This is a genomic window from Terribacillus sp. JSM ZJ617 (assembly GCF_044383785.1).
Classification (GTDB): domain Bacteria; phylum Bacillota; class Bacilli; order Bacillales; family Amphibacillaceae; genus Terribacillus.
This window is the reverse complement of sequence record NZ_JBISEQ010000001.1, coordinates 923,439-939,671: the sequence shown is the minus strand read 5'-3', so window position 1 is coordinate 939,671 and position 16,233 is coordinate 923,439. Positions and strand designations below refer to the sequence as shown.

Here is a 16,233-nt window from a genome sequence, read left to right as displayed (position 1 = left end):
AAGTCCCGTCTAAGCGGTTGACATTACATGCTTCTAATTATAAGCATAATTACCTGATTACCGCCACTTATATCCTTCTTTTTATCCTTCTGTAAGCGGTACCTTGATTAGGACTCGGGTCCCTTTTCCGATTTCAGAATGGAAGGCAATGGAACCATTCAGCATCTCGACACGCTCGCGCATCCCGATAATTCCGAATGAGTTTTCTTTCTTCACTGTAACATCGAAGCCCTTTCCATCATCAATGATGCTAATAACTACCAAGTCCTGCATTACTTCCAGGCGGACCTTGATTGTACTTGGTTCTGCATGCTTGACTGCATTCTGGACTGCTTCCTGGGTAAGACGGAACAATGCCACCTCATACTTCGGATCCAGACGCTTTTCTGCCTTTAATGCTGTGAAATCAATATGGATGTTATTGAATTCTTCGATATTGGCCAAGTACTTCCTAATCGTAGGCAGCAAACCGAGATCATCCAGCGCCATCGGGCGAAGGTCATAAATGATGCGGCGCACTTCGTACAGAGAGCTGCGGACCATCTTACGCATATTCTGGATCTCGAGCAGCGCTTCCTCTGTACTCCTTTCTCGGAAAGTACGGTCAACAAGTTCTGATCTGAGCAGGATATTCGCAAGCATTTGAGCTGGGCCGTCATGCATTTCCCTGGAGAGCCTGCGACGTTCTTCCTCTTGCGCTTCAATGATTTTCAAACCGAATTCCTGTTTCTCCTTCGCATCGATAATGAGCTGGGAAACTTGTTTGAAATCGTCATTCAAATAATTGAGGACCACACTGATCTTGCCTACCAGACCTTCTGCACGCTTCATCTTCAGTTCCAGCCCCTGCAATCGGCGCTGAATCTCATCACGGCGTTCACGCAGAAGCTTTTCCTTTTCACGAGACATGCGCAGCTCAATCTGCAGCTTATGGGTCTGCTCGTACACTTCCCGGATCTCTTCTTCCGAATAGCGATCAAAATCACGGCTCACATCAGATAAACGCATTTTGGAATAGCGGACTTTCTGCTCCAGCTGATCACCTTCCTTGATCATATCACTCACTTTTTCCTTTGTGAGCTGCAGATCAGCAAGAAGCTGCTCATATTCCATGCGTGACTCTTCCCCTATGTAAAAAATCTCATCCTTGCTGTTCTCGACAGCTTCCACCATCTCATTGATGATCCGGTCGAGCGCTTTGTCTTCGATTTTTTTACCCATTTCATTTCTCCAATCTTGTATGCTATATCATTCGAATTACCCAACTGCTTTATGGGGTTTGCGGGATACTTTTCTATGTAATTCGTCATGTTTTCTGCTATCTTTATATAATGAGTGCTCAAGGAGGTAAAATGCAAGATGCTTACAACTTATTTTACCGTAAAATCGGAAGGTTCACACGAAATTGTCATCCAAAAATCCCGTTTTATCGGTCACGTGAAGCGCGTTGAGACGGAAGAAGAAGCAATCAGCTTCGTTCAGAAAATCAAGAAAGAGCATAAAGACGCCACCCATAACTGCTCAGCCTATATGATCGGCGAACACGACCTGATTCAAAAGGCCAGTGATGATGGCGAACCGAGCGGAACTGCTGGCGTGCCGATTTTGGAAGTATTGAAAAAGAAGGGCTTGAAGGATACTGCTGTTGTCGTCACGAGGTATTTTGGCGGCATTAAGCTTGGAGCTGGCGGTCTGATTCGCGCTTATTCCGGATCTGCTGCTCAATCGATCGACGAAATCGGTGTCGTAAAACGGCAGCTCATGCAGCTTGCAGAGATTCATATCGACTATACACTGCTCGGAAAAGCCGAAAACGAACTGCGGCAATCTGCTTATACATTGCGAACCATTGATTATGCTGACCGCGTCGTGTTGCACGTCGCCTTGCAATCTGGGCAGGAAGAGGAGTTCCAAGCATATGTTACAGACATGACAAATGCACAGGCAGAAATCACATTTGGCGGTCAAGAATATATAGAAGAAGATGTGTAAAAGTCAGCGCGACTTCTACACATCTTTTTTTTCGACAAAATATTACCCGGGAAATCAATCTCCTGTATGATAGTCCGCTGCCTTCAAACCGCTTAGTGCACCCTGATCCGCGATGATGGTGACATGGGGATGCTCTTTAATGATGGATGCAGGAAATGCTTCGGTTTTATCACCGTATACTAGCCTTTCCAATACAGAAGCTTTTTGTTCGCCTGCCACAAGCAGCAGCAATTCTTTACTTTCCATTATATTTTGGATACCCATCGTGATGGCATGTGTCGGAACAGCTTCTAAGCTTTGGAAAAAGCGGGCGTTCGCATTTCTGGTCGTCTTGTCCAGCTCCACCACATGCGTCCGCTGCTCAAATGGTGTATGTGGTTCATTGAAACCGATATGTCCATTCAAACCAATGCCGATCACCTGTAAATCAATACCGCCTGCTTTTTCAATCAGCTCCTCATAAGCCTGACACGCTGCATCCATATCATCTGCTCTACCATCCGGGAGATGCGCTTTTTCTGGAGAAAGGTCAATATGGCGGAACAGATGCTGGTTCATATAATGCGCATAGCTATTCTCGTCATTTGACAGGAGTCCTACATATTCATCCAGATTGAAAGTTTCAGCTTTTGCAAAAGAGATACGTTTTTGATTATACATTTCGATAAGTGCGTCATACATGCCCTCCGGTGTTGATCCGGTTGCAAGCCCAAGCACAGCATCAGGTTTTTTAGAAAGCTTCTCAGCAATACGCTCGGCAGCCATTCTGCTAAGCTCGTTATAATCCTTTGCTTTTTCCATTGTCAGCATGATTCTTCCTCCTTGTGATAAGCCAAGTTCCCCCTGCAATAGGTTGCTTGCAATGTCAGCTGGTCATCCAGCAGAACGATATCGGCGTCCTTGCCTATTTCCAGTGAACCTTTTCTGTCATAAATACCATACTGCTTGGCTGGATTCTCTGCCGTCATCTTGGCAATATCAGCAACAGAGACATCTGCATATGCAGCCATATTCCGTATAGCATCCTTCATTTGCAGCATACTGCCGGCAAGAGTCCCATCCGGAAGCAAAGCTTTACCATCCTTCACGGTAACAGCTTGCCCGCCAAGATCATAAGTACCGTCTTCCAGCCCTTTTCCGCGTAAGGAATCTGTAATGAGAATCAACCGGTCAGAACCAACATTCTGGTAAATCAATCGAAGCATTTCAGGTGCTACATGAATGCCATCCGCTATCAGCTCGGACATAAGCGCTGGCAGTAAAAAACCAGCACCGACAGCTCCTATATCACGGTGGTGGATGCCATTCATCTGATTGCACAAATGAGTCAGCTGCGCAATGCCCTGTTCAGCTGCTTCCTTTATCTGCTCAAAAGAGGCATCCGTATGTCCTGCTGATACTGTGATCTGCTCCGAAGCAAGCAGCTGCGTCAGCTCATAGTCTTTGTCGCATTCTGGCGCAAGCGTCACTACCTTGATTTTATTCCCTGAGAGCTTCTGCCACTTCCGGAAGAGTTCTGTATCAGGTTTACAAATGTGTGCAAGCGGCTGTGCTCCTGCTTTTACCGGATTGACAAACGGACCTTCCAGATGTACACCGATCAGTTCAGCTTCTCCCGCTTGATGTATATACAAACGCACTTGTTCCAGCGCAGTCTCAATTGCCTCTTTTTCCTGGGTTATGGTAGTAGCCAGGAAGGCAGTTGTTCCTTCATTCGGCAGCCAGGCAGCCATCTTGTGCAGACTTTCCTGTGTCGCATCCATCGTGTCTGCTCCTGCAGCCCCATGAATATGCCCATCGATAAAGCCAGGCAGAGCATATTGATATTTCCCATCAACTTCCTGATCATACTGCAGAGATGGCTTATCTTCTCCTATTTCTACTATTTCCCCATTCGTTATGCCGATATAACCCGTTACCAGCTTTTCCGGCATGCATATTCGGACATTGCGAAGCAAGATGTCACCCATAGCAAGATTCCTTCTTTCCCTTGATAGTATCAATAGCTTAGCACAAGGTATACACATTGTCTAACCATATAGACAATGTGTATACAATTAAAAATTAGCATGGTATACTAAGCAAAATATAACGACAGAGGAGCACCCACATGATCGATAAAAATTCACCCATTCCGCTTTATTTTCAGCTGGAGCAGGCGATCCGTGAGCGCATCGAGTCGGGCAGCTTGCTTCCTGGGGAGATGCTGCCGCCTGAAAGGCATTATACCGAGTCTTTAAGTATAAGCCGAATGACAGTTAGGCATGCAATGCAAGCCCTGATAGAAGATGGACTGCTGGAAAGAAGGCGAAACAAAGGTCTTTTCGTGAAAGTTCGTCCTTATCATCAATCTTTATCAAAATTGACAAGTTTCAGTGAAGATATGCAAGCCCGCGGACTCACTGCTTCGAGCAGTATATTGGAATGGAAGGAAATAAAATTGAGCAGCCTGGCTGCAGACAAGTTGCAAAAAGAAATTGGTTCCTCAGCGATCAGAATCAAACGTTTACGATCGGCAGATCAGGAACCGATTGCTGTCGAAACTATAACTTCCCCACTGGAAATGGCTAAGGATCTGACAGAGAACAAGCTGGAGGAGAGCTTCTACGCGTATTTAGAAAAGGAAATGGGTCTGACACTTCATCGCGCCGAACAGGAAATTGAAGCTGATTTAGCGGACGAGTATTTGGCCGACTTATTGAAAGTAACACCCGGCGATGCCGTCCTGCGCATCCATCGCTTGTCCTATCTGGACGATGGCCGGCCCTTCGAGTATGTAACGAGTACGTATAGAGCGGACAAATACACGTTCACAAGCAGTTTCTACCGTTGAGGGCACACAAAAAGAGCAGCGCCGGATTCCGGAACACTGCTCTTTTAACTTTGGCTTACTGTTCGATATGATTGTAGTTCTTGAATAAGCTTTGTCATCATGTCTTCCATATTGTTGATCTGTTTGTTTTCTGTCTGGGAGATCAGCTTTACTAGGATGCTCTTGTATATTTCCTGCTCTTTCACTATGTCACCTCGTTTGATAAATCGATACAATACGTTATGTACGTAATCTGAATCGTGTGAATCATAGTGAATATACCACATTTTTTGCAAAAGGATGTCTATTTTTGCCATAAATGAGGATTTTGTAGCAGTTATGATCGTTTCCAGTAGATCTGATACAGATTTCTGCCGATAATTACCACAAGCAGTCCCACACATGCACCGATAGTATCGATGACTACATCTCCAACATATGGTGTCCTGCCGGGTGTCAGGCTTTGATGAAACTCATCGAAGCAGGCGTATAGGATCGAAATCACCAATGCTATTCGCAGTGACAAGCGATATTTCAAACCAAATCCCTTATAAAGCGCTATAAATGCAAGAATTGCAAGGCAGAAATAGACACAAAAATGAGCTGCTTTCCTTATGAAAAATTCCACGACAGAGTATACTCCTACTGCCTGGACACTGACTTCCTGTCCATGATAGGTGAATTTGATAGGGGACAGGAATGGTTCAAGCGGACTTATATCAATGTGGGAAGCAAGCATCGGCTTAATGTCCTGCTCCTGGTAAGGGGTGGCGGAAAATAGGAAGATGATGATGATGCAAGCCAGCGGCAGCATACCATAGACCCATTTTTTCAAACTCATATTATCCCCTCCCTTTTTCTGGATAAGATTCGATTATATCATAACAGCACATACAAAGGCAGCTCATCCTCTGCTTCACTTTACTAAACCTTTACACGAAACAGCTTCCGCGCTGGAAAATATTTATATATAATATAGTTTAGAAAATATACAAGCCTGCTTGTACATAAAGGAGAACATATGAAACGATTCGCTGTCATACTAGTTGTTGCGGGGCTTTTGTTAGTAGGATATGGAGGATTTGAATGGTATACGACCGCAAAGGCACAGAAAGATTCCCTGTCCGATGCGAAATCAATGCTTCATGAAGCCCATGCAGCAGAGAAGCTGACACCTGAGCAAGCAAAAGAGGAAGCGAGCAGCTTCGAACCAGGCCAGGGCGATGTTGTTGGTGTGCTGCATGTACCGAAGCTGGATGCAGATTTGCCGATCGTCGAAGGTACAGATGCAGATGATCTGGACAAAGGTGTTGGCCATTATAAAGGAACTGCCTACCCGCTCCAAAATGACCAAATTGTCTTATCCGGCCACCGCGATACAGTATTTCGCAATATGGGCGAAGTAAAAGTAGGCGACACCTTTGTGGTTGAAATGCCATACGGCTCTTTCACCTATAAAGTTGAGAATACGAAAATCGTCGATAAAGATGATTTAACGGTTATCGTTCCAACAGCTCCAGAGGAAGTTTTGACTGTAACAACATGCTACCCGTTTTCTTATGTAGGAGATGCTCCAGAACGCTTTGTCTGGACAGCAGTACCTGTGGAAACAGAATAAACCGAGCAGCCTGGACTGCTCGGTTTTCTATTTCACTTGTTTCCAAATATATTTACCTATTTCCAGCGAAGCTGTCGCTGCTGGGGACGGCGCATTGCATACATGCAGTGTACGCTTTCCGCGGACCAGCTGAAAATCATCCACCAACCCTCCATCATGCTGCAACGCCTGTGCACGCACACCAGCCGGGGCAGCTTCCAGATCATTTGCTTCAATAGCAGGAATAAGCTCCTGAAGACTTTTGACGAACTGACTTTTAAAGAAAGATCGGAAGTACTCCGCCGCTCCCTGCCGGTAATACTTGCCGGCAAGCTTCCAAAATCCCGGAAAGCGCAGTGTATCAGCCACATCTGCAAAGGCGACATCTGTCTTTCGGTATGCCTCCCGCTTAAAACCGAGCACTGCATTCGGCCCTGCTTCTACTCCACCGCCGATCATCCGGGTAAAATGGACACCTAGAAATGGGAATGCCGGATCCGGCACAGGGTAAATCAAGTGTTTGACATAGTGCCTAGCTTGCGGTTTAAGGTCATAATATTCTCCGCGGAACGGAACGATTTTCGTGTCAGTCAAGTAACCAGCCGCTTTCGCGATTCGGTCACTGTGCAGACCTGCACAGTTGATGACATAGCTTGCTTGAAGCGAGCCTGCTTTTGTGTGTACAACTGCTTGGTGCAGCTTTTCCTCAATCTGCACCACTTCACTGCCAAGCAGGATCGTACCGCCCCTTGACTGAATTCGTTCTGCCAGCACATGACAGACTTGCTTATAATCCACAATACCTGCCTGCGGGACACGAATAGCCGCAATGCCATTCGCGTAAGGTTCGATTTGCTGTAACTGAACCTTACCTATGTTCTCAATAGCAAGTCCATTAGCCAGACCTCGGCGATACAGCTGATCCAATTGTTCCAGCTCTGCTTCTTTGGTCGCAACAATTACCTTACCGCATTGCTCAACTTCAATGCCTGCTTCCCGACAGAAGTTAAGCATGCTCTCACTTCCCCGCTTCGCAAAAGCGGCCTTGAAGCTACGAGGTTTGTAATAGATGCCAGAATGGATCACGCCGCTGTTATGGCCGGTTTGATGCATCGCCAGCTCTGTCTCCTTTTCCAGGATAGCAATGCTCTTATCAGGTGCTTCCTGCAATATCGCATAGGCAGTGGCCAAACCAACGATACCGCCTCCAACAATAGCTATATCATACATCTGTATCGCCCCTTTTTAGTCTTCAGGGGTTAGCTTCTTCTCGACATTCCGCAGATGAATCAAGCACTGCAGACGCGCTAGCTCTGCTTCCCCTGCCCGGATGGCTTCATAGATATTCTCATGTTCCTTGTAAATGATTTGCTTATTTCGCAAAAGATCTTGTTTTTCTTCAAATGACAACGCCAATGCTTTCTTATAGACAGTGTCCAGATTGGCAAAGGTCTGAATCATGACCGGGTTATGTGTCGCTTTCATCACAGCAAGGTGGAAAGCAAAATCTGCATTTCTCCCTTTAAGTGATCCCACACTGTCAACATCGACTTGCTTCATTAGTTCAAGTGCAGAGCGCATTTCATCCAATTCTTTCTCCGTACGTCGTTCTGCTGCCAGCATGGCTGCTTCCGGCTCAAGAATCTTCCGCATTTCGAAAAGATAGCGGAAGCTGGCAAGATTCGATTCATCTACCATAACTTGATGGAAGAATTCACCATGAAATGCTTGCTCCACATACGTGCCGCCGCCTTGCTTTGATGTAACGGCACCTTGTGCTTTCAACTCGCTCAATGCTTCCCGTATGGAAGCACGGCTAACCCCATATTTTTCACAGAGTTTCTTCTCCGTTGGCAGTTTGTGTCCCGGTTTGATATCTCCTTCCACTATTTGTTCCAATATTTCAGCCGCAATACGATGCGCCACCTTCTCCTTTTTCATGTTGTATACTTCTTCTCCTTTTTTGTCTGACAAGTACTAACCTGTAAAAATTACAAAATCTCTTTTTCCATCCTGTTTGTTGACTCGAAATTGTTGATATATCTAGGTTTCTCTGACTCAATCATTATTCTATCATTCCTTTTGTAATCAGCAAGTATTTTTTGCCTTACAAATTTATCTTGCCAACACCTGTCTTTTATGTTTAAAATCACAGTAGCGAAGGGGGTACGTGTATGGAAAACGAAAACAAATCGTTGGCGCCCGCCAGTCCTACTCCTCCGAAAACCTTCGGCCAGAAGCTCCGCAATGTCGGACCTGGCTTCGTCACCGCAGCAACGGGCGTCGGAACAGGCGATCTTATCGCAGCTCTTGTAGCCGGATCAGGCTTCGGCATGATGCTCGGCTGGGCAATCATTTTAGGCTCTATCATCAAATATTTCCTCACCGAGGGGGTCGGCAGATGGCATCTTGCCACTGGCAAGACCATCCTGCAAGGCTGGCACTCACTTGGTAAATGGGCAACTGGCTATTTCGGTGTCTACGCAATTATCTGGGGCATCCTTTATGGTGCCGCAGCAGGATCCACCAGTGCATTGATGATGCGTTCGATGTTTCCGATCATGCCGCTCTGGGCATGGGCCATCGTCCATCTTCTGGCAGGATTTGCCTTGATCTGGACAGGTAAATACATGCTCTTCGAGAAAGTGATGCTCGTTTTCATCGGTATCATGTTTGTCACAGTAGTAGGAACTGCAGTTATCTTGCTTCCTGATATCGGGAATATCGTTCAAGGTATTGTCATACCGAAAATGGATGCTGGAAGCTTCCTGCTCGTCATGGGTCTGATAGGCGGCGTCGGAGGAACGATTACGATGGCTTCCTATGGCTACTGGCTGCAGGAGAAGAAATGGCAAGGAAAAGCTTGGGTCTCCATGATGCGCGTCGACAACAGCGTCGCCTACATCGTAACTGCCATCTTCACACTTTCCTTGATGGTCATCGGGGCAGAGTTCTTGCACAGCTCCAATATCCAGATTAATGGAGAAGAAGGCTTAATCACACTGTCTGGCATGCTGGGAGAGGAATTCAACGGGGTTGTTTCCTGGATGTTTATGATCGGTGCATGGTCAGCTGCATTCTCCTCGTTAATCGGTGTATGGAATGGTGTTCCATACTTGTTTGCGGATTTCATCCGTACCATTCGAAAAAAAGGGCAGTCAGATGACAAACCTGTCTCCGAAAAAGACCCTGCTTATCGTTTTTATCTTGTTTGGCTTACATTTCCGCCAATGCTGTTGTTATTCTTCGGCGAACCGGTCGGACTTGTATTGATTCAAGGAGCACTGGGAGCATTGCTCATGCCGTTCCTGGCCATTACACTCATATGGCTGCTCAACTCGAAGCGCGTTGAACCAGATTACAGGAATGGCTGGATCACAAATGGCGTATTGGGGATCAGTATTTTGTTATTCGGTGCATTAATGGTCAACGAATTAATCAATTTATTCTGATTCGCCGGGGGAGGGCACATCTGTGCCCTTGCTTTCCTTGTCAGGAAAGTTGACATGATTCTAGTAAGCTATGCTATTATTACACTTATGGATTTATTAATCTTACAACGTGGGGGTACAACATGAAGCGTTTTAAAATTGGACTAGCCTATCAGATTTTAATTGGTTTAGTGCTAGGTGTTATTGTTGGTTCAATCTTCTACGGCAATGAAACTGCCGTTAGTATTCTACAGCCTCTTGGCGATTTATTCTTACGCGCGATCAAGATGATTGTTATACCAATCGTTATCGCCTCTATCATTGTTGGTGTTGCAGGTACTGGTGATGGTAAATCGGTCGGTAGACTTGGATTTAAAACACTAGTTTACTTCGAGATCGTTACGATCATTGCACTCGCGATCGGCCTTGTGTTCGCCAATGTGTTCCAGCCTGGTGAAGGCATCGACCGTTCTTCTCTTGAAACAACAAGCATCTCCCAATATGAAGAAACTGCTGAAACACAGGAAGACAGAACGATTGTAGATACGATTCTTGAAATCATCCCGACGAACGTCTTCCAAGCAATCGGTGAGGGCGATATGCTCGCTATCGTATTCTTCTCCGCTCTATTCGGCCTTGGGGTAGCAGCCATCGGTCAAAAAGGACAGCCTGTACTGAACTTCTTCGAAGGCGTCAGTCAGACCATGTTCTGGGTAACGAACCTTGTTATGAAATTAGCGCCAATCGGTGTATTCGGACTTATCGGTGTTACCGTTTCGAAATTTGGTATTTCGTCTTTAGTTCCATTAGGTAAACTTGCACTTGTAACATATGGTGCGATGGCGTTCTTCATCCTTGTCATTTTCACTATCATTGCTAAGATTGTAGGCATCAACTTGTTCAAGATGCTGAAAGTATTGAAAGATGAGCTATTGCTTGCATTCTCCACTTCCAGTGGTGAAACAGTATTGCCTCGTGTCATGTATAAAATGGAACGCATGGGTGCACCAAAATCCATTGTTTCCTTCGTACTGCCGACTGGTTACACATTCAACTTGGATGGATCAACCATGTACCAGGCACTTGCGTCTCTATTCATCGCACAGATGTATGGTATCGATTTGACTATCTGGGAGCAGCTCGGAATCATGGCATTGCTGATCGTTACATCCAAAGGTATCGCAGCGGTACCTGGGACAAGCTTTGTCGTATTGCTTGCAACATTGAGCTCTGTAGGATTGCCAGTCGAAGGACTTGCTTTCATCGCTGGTATCGACCGTATCCTTGATATGGGCCGTACTGTGGTAAACGTTGTGGGTAACAGTCTTGCTGTTATCGTTGTTTCCAAATGGGAAGGTAAATTCAATTTGAATAAAGAGTACTTGAACAATGGCGGTTCTGAAGAAGTAAAAGTAGGCTGAGGATTTTCCTCGCCTACTTTTTTTATACCCATATGATCTTAAAATGACTGCTGCCTTCAATATAATTCAAAAGCGGCACATCCTCTGATACAACCTGTCCGATCACATTGACTTTATCGTCTTGCGGCAAGCTTCTCCTAGTGATTTGGATTTCACCTTTGTAACGCATATACAGATCGTTATCGATGGTTATGCTGCCTTCGTTTCGTTCGATACAGTTGAAAGGTGTCACATCTGCATCCTCGAACATCCCGCTCATCCGGGACTCCTCTGATCGGATTACATCCCGAGCCCGATCCGGACGATTATGTGTCCCTTTTTCCAGTAAATGATGCGCTTCCGTTAATTCACCATAAGGTTGCGCACGAAGGGTAAACGTAGTTGATGCATCCTTCAGCTGCATCAAAGCCCCATCTGTCACATCTGGATCTCCAATCAGGATTTTGTCCACATTGTACGCTTTCAGTTCGGTGAAGGCTGCATACGTTCCATACATACGATGCTGTTCCAATGTTGGCAATCCTAGATGAAGCGGTCCTCGAAGATTACGGTCGCCTGGTACGAAGGCTTGCACCTTCAAGCCATATGATTGAAACAGCTGATTCTTCGTCAGAAAATCACCGAGTGCAAGCCCTGTTTCCGGCCGAGGATAAAAATTATGCCAAACTTCTGTGCGGGTAGTACGCAGCCCCAGTTGAATAAGTCGCTCTAGCTGGTCTTTTGTAAGTGTACTAGCATTCAAAGCGACCTTCATCTTTTGAGATAAGCTGACAATAATATCATCCTCAATCCCGTAATCTATCCGCAAACCTGTCAGTCCCCAATCCAATACCGATTCTGCAGTATCCCAATCCAAATCGAGCTTTTCCATCGAAGCCGTTGAAATATCTGCAATCAACTCCATATCCAGGGCAGAAGCAATGGAACCAAGAAGCTGCAGTTTTGTTCGATAAGCGGAGGCATCTTCCTCCGGGATGTGAAGCGATGTAAACAAACTCCGGAAGCCAGCTGCATGAAATCGCCTGATTTTTTCTTCCTCTATCCGTTCCTGCAAATACACAGATATCCCTAACACCCTTATCCCTCCTATGTACAAAAAAGGCGTCCTAAAGACGCCCTGTTATAGTTATATATCCTTTGCCATGTCTTCCTTAAACCCGAAGAAGTACGTAAACACGAAACCGGCAATATAAGCGACAAATATACCAATCAAATACTGCAGGTACTTTCCTTCTGCGATGAGCGGCGTTAAGGAAAGTCCGGAAACACCGATTGAAGTCGCCCCTGTCGCAAACAATGCCTGCGTAGCTCCACCGACAGCGGCACCAAGACAAGCTGTTAAGAACGGACGTCCGAGCGGCAAGGTTACCCCGTACAGTAGCGGCTCACCGATACCAAGGAATCCGGCTGGCAAGGCCCCTTTGATAATATTCCGCAGACGTTTATTGCGCGTTTTGACGAAGACAGCAATAGAAGCTCCGACCTGCCCGCCGCCAGCCATCGCCAGCACTGGAAGCAATGCTGTAAAGGTGAACGTCTGGATCAGCTCCATATGAATCGGTGTCAATCCATGATGCAAACCAACCATGACGAGCGGGAGGAAGAATCCAGCCAGCAAGGCACCTGCTACGACACCACCAACATCAAGAATAGCGTTGATTCCGGTAGTAATGCCATCTGACAGCACACCGGCAACCGGCATAATGACTAGCAAAGATGCAATGCCGACAAACAGAACAGTTAAGATAGGGGTAAAAATAATATCAATGCTATTAGGCATGAATTTTCTTACACGTTTCTCAATGAAACTCATCAACCAAGCTGCAAAGATGACGCCGAATAATCCGCCTCGGCCCGGAACGAGCGCTTCACCGAATAATGTAATATTCGCCAGCGCTGGATTGAACAAAATCATACCGGCAATGGCACCTAGTACCGGAGATCCGCCGAATTCCTTCGCTGTATTCCAACCGACTAGTATCGCTAGGAAACTGAACAAACTGCCGCCAATCAGCTGCAGGATCTGGATGATACTAAGCGTAGGATCCGCACCAGCATTGACAGCGAAGCTGACGCCTCCATTGATGATACCGGAAGCAATCAACCCAGGGATAAGCGGAATGAATATATTACCGATACGCTTTAATAGGAATTTAATCGGCGTTTTATTTTTTTCCTTCATGTTCTCCCGTTTGAGCTGGGCTTTTTCTTCAAAGGTAAGGTCGTCGATTTCGGCTGCTTCTTCCCCGACACCGAGACCAGTGATTCGGCTGATTTCATCGGAGACTTTGTTTACAGTACCAGGTCCGACTACGATTTGAATCGTATCATCTGCCACTACGCCCATGACGCCGTCAATTCGTTTCAGAGCATCAAAATTCACCTTGTTATCATTCTTAACCCGTAAACGCACTCGTGTCATACAATGTGTCAATGAAACGACATTCTGCTCTCCGCCAACTTCGCGGAGAATGTCTTCTGCCAATTGCTTCATCTTCGCCATTCTGATTCCTCCCCTTTACGCTTTTATCGCTGAACGGACAAATCCTTCTGCATTAAGAAGCTTCGACTCTGCCTCCTCTTTTGTAACATCAAGCAGCAGCATGACAATCGCTGTCTTCACCTGACCGTCTGCTAGATCAAAAATCTTCTCAGCTGCATCATAGTTCGCACCAGTTGCTTCCATGATGATACGTTTGGCACGCTCCTGCAGTTTGTCATTCGTCGGCTTCACATCGACCATCAAATTTTTATATACTTTTCCGACACCTACCATACTGGCAGTGGAAATCATATTGAGCACTAGCTTTTGTGCTGTTCCAGCCTTCAGTCTTGTCGAGCCTGTCAGTATTTCCGGCCCTGTTTCTATCTCAATGCTGATTTTCGCATGTTTAGAAATAGCTGCATTTTTATTACAAGCTATGCTGACGGTTGCTGCACCTACGGCGGCAGCATAATCCAGCGCCCCGATCACATACGGTGTTCTGCCGCTTGCAGCAATCCCAATTACGGTATCTTTTGCTGTTAATCCAATCTCCTCCAGCTCTCTTGCACCAAGCTCTGGATTATCCTCCGCTCCCTCTTTTGCCTTTCGAAAAGCGGACATTCCTCCTGCCAGCAGACCTTGCACCATGTCATCGGGTGTACTGAAAGTCGGCGGACACTCTACTGCATCCAAAATACCAAGCCTGCCGCTTGTACCTGCACCAGTGTAAATGAGCCTGCCGCCAGCCTGAAATGTAGAGATCACTTGTTTCACTGCTGCTTCAATTTCCGGCAGCGCTGCCTCGACCGCGTCCGGTACTGTTCTATCTTCCTTATTCATCAGCTGTAGTACTTCCTTAGTGGAAAGCTGATCCAGCTTCATCGTACTTTCGTTACGCTTTTCTGTCGTCAGTTTATCTAGCATTGTTTCCCCTCACTTTTGCTCTGTTTGGAATGCTTGCTGAATTGCCTGCCGTGATTTTTCCAATGCCTCGATCGTATGATCATAATCTTGTCCTGCTACTGCTGTGTAAATGATATCCATCAAGTACATTTGCACGATCCGAGAGCTAGTAGCCGCACTGCGGATGCGGGCTTCTTTTGCCACTGTGAACAGCTGAATGTCAGCCAGCTCCTGCAGACGATTAGGACCTAACTTTGTCATCACAATTGTCGTAGCTCCTGCTTCCTTCGCCTGTTTTAAGACAGGTAGCAGCTGTTCTGTTTCTCCGGAGTAACTGATTGCAAAAGCAACATCTCCATACGTCAGATTTGCTGCTGAAGCCAACTGCTGATGTGCATCACTGTAAGCCGTGCACCATTTGCCAATCCGGCCAAATTTCTGCTCACCATCCTGTGCGACAAGATAGGAAGCTCCAACTCCATAAAAATCAATTTTCCTTGCTCTGGAAATCATAGATACTGCTTGCTCTATTGCTGCTGCTTCATTTACCTGCATCGTCTGGCTAATCGATTGTGTATGCTTCTCGGCAATCGCCTCAATTAAGTGTGCAACAGAATCATTCGGCTTGATCTCACCAAATACATTTTTGTTACCGCTTTCATTTTGCAAATCTCCCGCAATCTTCAGCTTCAGTTCCCGGTATCCTGTCACACCGATTGATTTACAAAGACGGATAACGGCCGCCTCACTGGACCCGCTTTTCCCTGCCAGCTCCTGCACTGAAAGCTTTACCACTTCAGATGGATGAGCAAGTATGTAGTTGGCTGCATTCTTTTCAGAGGGCTTGATCGAAGGTAAGCTTTCTCGAAGCAGTGTTAAACCGCCCTTCACTGTCAGATCACCTGCTTTCATTTAAAATTTTAATTCATATTTAGATTATATTACTAAAATAAAATTTCATGAAGTGTTTTGTGAGAATTATTTACATATTTTTTCCTGCGCATGGTTAAGGGAATAGACAATGTGGGTATTGAAAGTCGCTTACATAATTTAGAATTTTAAATCTTTAGTAACTTTTTCCTGTTTATAATAGCGTCCACTATTTGTTACCATCCTTATAGTAATGTTAAAATTCCTCTGTATGGTTCGGTCCATCGAATGACAGACTGTTGTAATCTACTATATCTGCAGAAAAGGATCCCTTTAGATCAGGAGCTTTCAAATTATGCCTTTAAATAAGAAAGATTTAAATAAAGCAGTACGCTTTTCATTGCTTCTATACAGTACTTTAATAGGATTAGCCAGTACTATCTGTTTCATAACCGCTATCTTCTTCGTGATTCCACAGGAAGATTTACCTTATTTAATTGAACCCCTCGTAATGATGGCTGTGTATCTTTATGGGACTTGCGCCATTGCATTATTTGTACGTTCAAAATTTTTCAGTATGAAGAAGATAAATAATAAGGAACAATAATTTTCTTCAGTAGATTGTGTGGTTAGTATATAAATAGTTACATAATTTATGAAGTATAAATCTACGTGGTCATTAAAGTGAAGTTTAAATCCAATAGTGTAAAAGACAATAAATT

General features: G+C 45.4%; 16 protein-coding genes. 6 read left to right on the top strand and 10 right to left on the bottom strand.

Annotated features, from left to right (window positions below; all coding sequences use genetic code 11):
* Positions 1 to 81: 81 nt before the first annotated feature.
* Positions 82 to 1,221: a sensor histidine kinase gene (locus tag ACH6C1_RS04540; RefSeq protein ID WP_374074987.1), complete on the bottom strand. Its 1,140-nt coding sequence runs from the start codon at positions 1,219 to 1,221 to the stop codon at positions 82 to 84.
* Between the two features lie 138 nt (positions 1,222 to 1,359).
* Here ACH6C1_RS04540 and ACH6C1_RS04535 point away from each other — a divergent pair, with 138 nt between their 5' ends.
* Positions 1,360 to 1,992, top strand: coding sequence for a YigZ family protein (locus tag ACH6C1_RS04535; protein WP_374074985.1), 633 nt, complete (start codon positions 1,360 to 1,362; stop codon positions 1,990 to 1,992).
* Between the two features lie 54 nt (positions 1,993 to 2,046).
* On the opposite strand, the gene nagB is transcribed toward ACH6C1_RS04535, so the two are convergent.
* Together nagB and nagA are read right to left on the bottom strand one after the other, a co-directional pair.
* The gene (gene nagB, locus ACH6C1_RS04530) at positions 2,047 to 2,802 is read right to left on the bottom strand and encodes a glucosamine-6-phosphate deaminase (RefSeq protein ID WP_374074983.1); all 756 of its coding nucleotides are present in this window, start codon (positions 2,800 to 2,802) and stop codon (positions 2,047 to 2,049) included.
* Complete coding sequence (gene nagA / locus ACH6C1_RS04525; RefSeq protein ID WP_374074981.1) at positions 2,796 to 3,962, bottom strand: N-acetylglucosamine-6-phosphate deacetylase; 1,167 nt, start codon at positions 3,960 to 3,962, stop codon at positions 2,796 to 2,798. Before nagA ends, nagB begins: the two co-directional genes overlap by 7 nt.
* A gap of 140 nt (positions 3,963 to 4,102) precedes the next feature.
* On the opposite strand from nagA, the gene ACH6C1_RS04520 reads away from it, so the two are divergent.
* Positions 4,103 to 4,825, top strand: a complete 723-nt coding sequence (locus tag ACH6C1_RS04520) for a GntR family transcriptional regulator (protein ID WP_374074979.1) — start codon at positions 4,103 to 4,105, stop codon at positions 4,823 to 4,825.
* Between the two features lie 316 nt (positions 4,826 to 5,141).
* Here ACH6C1_RS04520 and ACH6C1_RS04515 read toward each other — a convergent pair whose 3' ends face one another.
* Complete coding sequence (locus tag ACH6C1_RS04515) at positions 5,142 to 5,645, bottom strand: VanZ family protein (RefSeq protein WP_374074977.1); 504 nt, start codon at positions 5,643 to 5,645, stop codon at positions 5,142 to 5,144.
* A gap of 180 nt (positions 5,646 to 5,825) precedes the next feature.
* Between ACH6C1_RS04515 and ACH6C1_RS04510 the strand changes: the two genes are divergently transcribed.
* Positions 5,826 to 6,422, top strand: coding sequence for a class D sortase (locus ACH6C1_RS04510; RefSeq protein WP_374074975.1), 597 nt, complete (start codon positions 5,826 to 5,828; stop codon positions 6,420 to 6,422).
* 27 nt (positions 6,423 to 6,449) lie between these two features.
* Here ACH6C1_RS04510 and lhgO read toward each other — a convergent pair whose 3' ends face one another.
* The gene (gene lhgO / locus ACH6C1_RS04505; RefSeq protein WP_374074973.1) at positions 6,450 to 7,631 is read right to left on the bottom strand and encodes an L-2-hydroxyglutarate oxidase; all 1,182 of its coding nucleotides are present in this window, start codon (positions 7,629 to 7,631) and stop codon (positions 6,450 to 6,452) included.
* Positions 7,632 to 7,646: 15 nt separating this feature from the next.
* Positions 7,647 to 8,342 carry a FadR/GntR family transcriptional regulator gene (locus ACH6C1_RS04500; RefSeq protein WP_374074971.1) on the bottom strand — a complete coding sequence of 232 codons (696 nt, stop codon included), beginning with the start codon at positions 8,340 to 8,342 and terminating at the stop codon, positions 7,647 to 7,649.
* Positions 8,343 to 8,575: 233 nt separating this feature from the next.
* On the opposite strand from ACH6C1_RS04500, the gene ACH6C1_RS04495 reads away from it, so the two are divergent.
* Positions 8,576 to 9,853: an Nramp family divalent metal transporter gene (locus tag ACH6C1_RS04495; protein ID WP_374074969.1), complete on the top strand. Its 1,278-nt coding sequence runs from the start codon at positions 8,576 to 8,578 to the stop codon at positions 9,851 to 9,853.
* A 122-nt stretch (positions 9,854 to 9,975) separates the two neighbouring features.
* The gene (locus ACH6C1_RS04490) at positions 9,976 to 11,253 is read left to right on the top strand and encodes a cation:dicarboxylate symporter family transporter (protein ID WP_374074966.1); all 1,278 of its coding nucleotides are present in this window, start codon (positions 9,976 to 9,978) and stop codon (positions 11,251 to 11,253) included.
* A 22-nt stretch (positions 11,254 to 11,275) separates the two neighbouring features.
* On the opposite strand, the gene ACH6C1_RS04485 is transcribed toward ACH6C1_RS04490, so the two are convergent.
* Genes ACH6C1_RS04485 through ACH6C1_RS04470 form a run of 4 tightly spaced genes read right to left on the bottom strand, consistent with a single transcriptional unit; the run spans position 11,276 to position 15,553 of the window.
* A complete protein-coding gene (locus ACH6C1_RS04485) occupies positions 11,276 to 12,328 on the bottom strand; it encodes a DUF871 domain-containing protein (protein WP_374074964.1) in 1,053 nt (350 codons plus the stop codon).
* Positions 12,329 to 12,379: 51 nt separating this feature from the next.
* Entirely contained in the window at positions 12,380 to 13,756 is a 1,377-nt protein-coding gene (locus ACH6C1_RS04480; protein WP_374074962.1) for a PTS transporter subunit EIIC, read from the bottom strand.
* Positions 13,757 to 13,771: 15 nt separating this feature from the next.
* On the bottom strand, positions 13,772 to 14,662 hold the full coding sequence (gene murQ, locus ACH6C1_RS04475; RefSeq protein ID WP_374074960.1) for an N-acetylmuramic acid 6-phosphate etherase: 891 nt from the start codon (positions 14,660 to 14,662) through the stop codon (positions 13,772 to 13,774).
* 9 nt (positions 14,663 to 14,671) lie between these two features.
* A complete protein-coding gene (locus ACH6C1_RS04470; RefSeq protein ID WP_374074958.1) occupies positions 14,672 to 15,553 on the bottom strand; it encodes a MurR/RpiR family transcriptional regulator in 882 nt (293 codons plus the stop codon).
* A gap of 313 nt (positions 15,554 to 15,866) precedes the next feature.
* Between ACH6C1_RS04470 and ACH6C1_RS04465 the strand changes: the two genes are divergently transcribed.
* Entirely contained in the window at positions 15,867 to 16,118 is a 252-nt protein-coding gene (locus ACH6C1_RS04465) for a hypothetical protein (protein ID WP_095224170.1), read from the top strand.
* Positions 16,119 to 16,233 lie beyond the last annotated feature (115 nt).

Excerpts from the sequence above, each read along its gene's own strand:
- ACH6C1_RS04540 (WP_374074987.1), bottom strand. The coding sequence starts at position 1,221 with ATGGGTAAAAAAATCGAAGACAAAGCGCTCGACCGGATCATCAATGAG.
- ACH6C1_RS04535 (WP_374074985.1), top strand. The coding sequence starts at position 1,360 with ATGCTTACAACTTATTTTACCGTAAAATCGGAAGGTTCACACGAAATT.
- nagB (WP_374074983.1), bottom strand. The coding sequence starts at position 2,802 with ATGCTGACAATGGAAAAAGCAAAGGATTATAACGAGCTTAGCAGAATG.
- nagA (WP_374074981.1), bottom strand. The coding sequence starts at position 3,962 with ATGGGTGACATCTTGCTTCGCAATGTCCGAATATGCATGCCGGAAAAG.
- ACH6C1_RS04520 (WP_374074979.1), top strand. The coding sequence starts at position 4,103 with ATGATCGATAAAAATTCACCCATTCCGCTTTATTTTCAGCTGGAGCAG.
- ACH6C1_RS04515 (WP_374074977.1), bottom strand. The coding sequence starts at position 5,645 with ATGAGTTTGAAAAAATGGGTCTATGGTATGCTGCCGCTGGCTTGCATC.
- ACH6C1_RS04510 (WP_374074975.1), top strand. The coding sequence starts at position 5,826 with ATGAAACGATTCGCTGTCATACTAGTTGTTGCGGGGCTTTTGTTAGTA.
- lhgO (WP_374074973.1), bottom strand. The coding sequence starts at position 7,631 with ATGTATGATATAGCTATTGTTGGAGGCGGTATCGTTGGTTTGGCCACT.
- ACH6C1_RS04500 (WP_374074971.1), bottom strand. The coding sequence starts at position 8,342 with ATGAAAAAGGAGAAGGTGGCGCATCGTATTGCGGCTGAAATATTGGAA.
- ACH6C1_RS04495 (WP_374074969.1), top strand. The coding sequence starts at position 8,576 with ATGGAAAACGAAAACAAATCGTTGGCGCCCGCCAGTCCTACTCCTCCG.
- ACH6C1_RS04490 (WP_374074966.1), top strand. The coding sequence starts at position 9,976 with ATGAAGCGTTTTAAAATTGGACTAGCCTATCAGATTTTAATTGGTTTA.
- ACH6C1_RS04480 (WP_374074962.1), bottom strand. The coding sequence starts at position 13,756 with ATGGCGAAGATGAAGCAATTGGCAGAAGACATTCTCCGCGAAGTTGGC.
- murQ (WP_374074960.1), bottom strand. The coding sequence starts at position 14,662 with ATGCTAGATAAACTGACGACAGAAAAGCGTAACGAAAGTACGATGAAG.
- ACH6C1_RS04470 (WP_374074958.1), bottom strand. The coding sequence starts at position 15,553 with ATGAAAGCAGGTGATCTGACAGTGAAGGGCGGTTTAACACTGCTTCGA.
- ACH6C1_RS04465 (WP_095224170.1), top strand. The coding sequence starts at position 15,867 with ATGCCTTTAAATAAGAAAGATTTAAATAAAGCAGTACGCTTTTCATTG.